Origin of the sequence: Citrobacter sp. wls718 (assembly GCF_005280945.1) — a bacterium.
Classification (GTDB): Bacteria; Pseudomonadota; Gammaproteobacteria; order Enterobacterales; family Enterobacteriaceae; genus Citrobacter; species Citrobacter gillenii.
The window spans coordinates 1-3,589 of sequence record NZ_SZWV01000090.1; the positions used below are offsets into that span (position 1 = coordinate 1).

Annotated in this window: 3 protein-coding genes and 1 tRNA gene; 1 reads left to right on the forward strand and 3 read right to left on the reverse strand. The window is 48.1% G+C overall.

The window, feature by feature from the left end; translation table 11 throughout:
* Positions 1-32: 32 nt before the first annotated feature.
* A tRNA-Thr gene (locus FDW95_RS17070) sits at positions 33-108 on the reverse strand.
* Positions 109-498: 390 nt separating this feature from the next.
* On the opposite strand from FDW95_RS17070, the gene coaA reads away from it, so the two are divergent.
* Entirely contained in the window at positions 499-1,449 is a 951-nt protein-coding gene (gene coaA / locus FDW95_RS17075) for a type I pantothenate kinase (protein WP_096759485.1), read from the forward strand.
* 31 nt (positions 1,450-1,480) lie between these two features.
* Here the strand turns inward: coaA and birA are convergent, their stop codons facing one another.
* Positions 1,481-2,443 carry a bifunctional biotin--[acetyl-CoA-carboxylase] ligase/biotin operon repressor BirA gene (birA, locus tag FDW95_RS17080; protein WP_115259739.1) on the reverse strand — a complete coding sequence of 321 codons (963 nt, stop codon included), beginning with the start codon at positions 2,441-2,443 and terminating at the stop codon, positions 1,481-1,483.
* Positions 2,440-3,468: a UDP-N-acetylmuramate dehydrogenase gene (gene murB, locus FDW95_RS17085; RefSeq protein ID WP_096758785.1), complete on the reverse strand. Its 1,029-nt coding sequence runs from the start codon at positions 3,466-3,468 to the stop codon at positions 2,440-2,442. Before murB ends, birA begins: the two co-directional genes overlap by 4 nt.
* Positions 3,469-3,589: the final 121 nt, after the last annotated feature.

Consider the following 3,589-nt stretch of genomic DNA (forward strand, 5'->3'; position numbering starts at 1 on the left):
CTTTGGCCGCTCGGGAACCCCACCGGACTTGATGGTGCCGACTACCGGAATCGAACTGGTGACCTACTGATTACAAGTCAGTTGCTCTACCTACTGAGCTAAGTCGGCATCAAGTAGCGCGCATTTTATGGAGACCTGCGCTTTCATGCAACTAAAAAATCGCATAAAACGTTCTATCGCTCACATTTTACACTATACGGCCGATAAATAATCTATTCTCGCGCCTGACTGTACAAATTTACAACGTTTCACGACCGTCCAGGAGGTGTTTTACTCCATCATATGTATACCAACTGATGCAAAGTGCCTCTTTTTACATCTGGAATACCCGTCACATTGCTTTTCAGGGGATGATTTTTTCTTATTATTCCCTCCCATCTGGTGTTACCCTCCTGCCCATTGTCCAAATTAACTGAAATGTGACGTGCCATTGCGTGCCAGGGATGAATTCATTTTTTATTACTGACCTGATATCGCAATGACAGCCAGACCATGCGTATGAGTATAAAAGAGCAAGCGTTAATGACGCCTTACCTACAGTTTGATCGCAACCAGTGGGCTGCGCTTCGTGATTCCGTGCCGATGACCCTGACCGAGGAAGAGATTGCTCGTCTGAAAGGCATTAATGAAGACTTATCGCTGGAAGAAGTTGCCGAGATTTATTTGCCCTTATCGCGTTTGCTAAACTTTTACATCAGTTCAAACCTGCGCCGTCAGGCTGTGCTGGAGCAATTTTTAGGCACCAACGGCGAGCGTATTCCTTATATCATCAGTATTGCTGGCAGCGTTGCGGTAGGAAAAAGTACCACTGCGCGCGTCCTGCAGGCATTGTTGAGTCGCTGGCCTGAGCATCGCAAGGTTGAGTTGATTACCACCGATGGCTTTCTTCACCCTAACCAGGTGTTGAAAGACCGTGGACTTATGAAGAAGAAAGGCTTCCCTCAGTCCTACGATATGCACCGTCTGGTAAAATTCGTTTCCGACCTCAAGTCAGGTGTCCCTAACGTCACGGCGCCGGTTTATTCACATCTTATCTATGATGTGATCCCTGATGGAGACAAGACCGTCGCACAACCCGATATTTTAATTCTCGAAGGATTAAACGTATTACAAAGTGGGATGGATTACCCTCACGATCCACATCATGTATTTGTTTCTGATTTTGTCGACTTCTCTATTTACGTTGACGCACCAGAAGAATTACTCCAGACGTGGTATATCAATCGTTTCCTGAAATTCCGTGAAGGGGCATTTACCAACCCCGACTCTTATTTCCATAACTACGCCAAACTGTCTGAAGATGAGGCTATCAATACCGCCACAACACTTTGGAAAGAAATTAACTGGCTGAATTTAAAACAAAATATCTTACCAACGCGTGAGCGAGCCAGCTTAATCATGACTAAAAGCGCCAACCATGCTGTTGAACAAGTGAGATTACGGAAATAAACAAAAAGGGGAGCTATCGCTCCCCTTTTTATTACCCTGCGCTTCTGAGTGATATTTCTCCACCCATCCACGGTTTGATCACGCCATCCTGTTCAAGTAATAGCGCACCTTGCGCATCTATTCCCCGGGATACACCAAATATTTCTTTATCGCCGATAATCAATTTAACGGGACGATTGATAAAATTATCCAGCGTCTTCCAACGTGGTAAATAAGGCGTTAGCCCTTCTTGCTCAAACAGTACGAGTGCCGCACGCAGCTCACGGATCAACCGAGCGGCAAGGGTGTTACGATCAATGTTAATTCCCGCTTCCTGCAGGTTAATCCAGCCCTGATTAACCACACTCTCTTCCACCCGACGCATTGCCATATTAATACCCGCGCCAATAACAATTTGCGCAGCGTCACCCGTTTTACCGGTAAGCTCCACCAGAATGCCGGCGAGTTTACGATCGAGCAGATAGAGGTCGTTAGGCCATTTCACGCGCACCTTATCGGCACCCAGATCGCGTAATACTTCTGCCATGACGATACCAATGACCAGGCTCAGGCCAATCGCAGCCGCCGGTCCCTGCTCCAGACGCCAGAACATTGAGAGGTAAAGGTTTGCTCCAAACGGAGAAAACCATTTACGCCCACGACGGCCACGTCCGGCCTGCTGATATTCAGCGACGCAGGCATCACCTGATTCCAGTTGCCCAATACGATCCAAAAGGTATTGGTTGGTCGAATCAATGACCGGCAGGACGGTAATATTTCCACCACCCAGTTGGGAATGAATAACTGATGAATCCAGGAGCTGAATAGGTTCCGGTAAGCTGTATCCTTTACCGGGAACGGTAAAGACATCAACACCCCAGTCACGTAACGTCTGGATGTGTTTATTGATAGCCGCACGACTCATGCCAAGCTTTTCACCTAGCTGTTCACCCGAATGAAATTCACCATCAGCCAGCAATGAAATAAGCGTCAGAGGTACAGTATGATCCTTCATGCTATGATCTCCACGGCGTTCATTTCCCCCTTCGGTCCAATAAATCGGACCTCAGGCTCGAGCCAGACATTAAATTTCGCACCCACTTTCTGGCGAACGTGATGGGCAAGCTGCACCACATCCTGGCTTGTTGCATCGTTGGCGTTAATGAGTACCAGCGCCTGTTGCTGATGTACCGCAGCACCACCTATACTCGCCCCTTTTAGCTGACATTGATCGATAAGCCAGCCAGCAGCCAGTTTCACAGAGCCATCTTTTTGAGGGTAATGAGGCGCTGTCGGGAATTGTGACAGCAGCACCTGAGCAACTTCTGCGGTAACGACGGGATTTTTAAAGAAGCTCCCCGCGTTACCCTGTATTTTAGGGTCGGGTAGTTTAGTTGTACGCATATGACAGACGGCATCAAACACTTGCTGCGGCGTCACCGTCGAGGGATCCAGGCGAGTTAAGTCGCCGTAGGTCAGCACCGGCTGCCATTGTTTTGGCAGTTTCAGCCCAACTGCAACGATCGCAAAGCGATCCTGGTATTCATGTTTGAAGATACTATCACGATAGCCAAAACGGCATTCCGCTGCTGCGACGCGTAAATGTTTACCCGTCGACAGTTCAACGCAATCAACATATTCACAGACACGCTGTAGTTCTACGCCGTAAGCACCGATATTCTGGATCGGCGATGAACCGACACAACCGGGGATGAGCGCAAGGTTTTCCAGCCCTGGCATGCCCAGTTGCAGAGTATGCTGTACCAGATGATGCCAGTTTTCCCCCGCACCTACGTGCAAATGCCAGGCATCAGGCTGTTCTGTGACCTGAATGCCCTTAATACGGTTAACAATCACCGTTCCATAGAAGGCATCAAGAAACAGGACGTTACTCCCTTCACCCAGGATCAGCACTGGATGTTGTAATGCATTGGCTGATTGCCAGGCATTCAGTAATTGTTGCTCATTTTCGGCGCAGACAAGTTCATTAGCATACTGATCAATACCGAAGGTGTTCCAGACTTTAAGGGAGTGATTCATAGACGCTTTCCTGATGCAAAATCGTGCTTAGTTTACCGCATATGCCTCAGGATGGCTTGTGTTATGGAAGAGTGGGATATTGAGCACTCACCGACAAACAACAGACGCAAAAAAGCCCATC

Bases quoted from the DNA above. Each gene is read 5' to 3' on its own strand.
- coaA (WP_096759485.1), top strand. From the start codon at position 499: ATGAGTATAAAAGAGCAAGCGTTAATGACGCCTTACCTACAGTTTGAT.
- birA (WP_115259739.1), bottom strand. From the start codon at position 2,443: ATGAAGGATCATACTGTACCTCTGACGCTTATTTCATTGCTGGCTGAT.
- murB (WP_096758785.1), bottom strand. From the start codon at position 3,468: ATGAATCACTCCCTTAAAGTCTGGAACACCTTCGGTATTGATCAGTAT.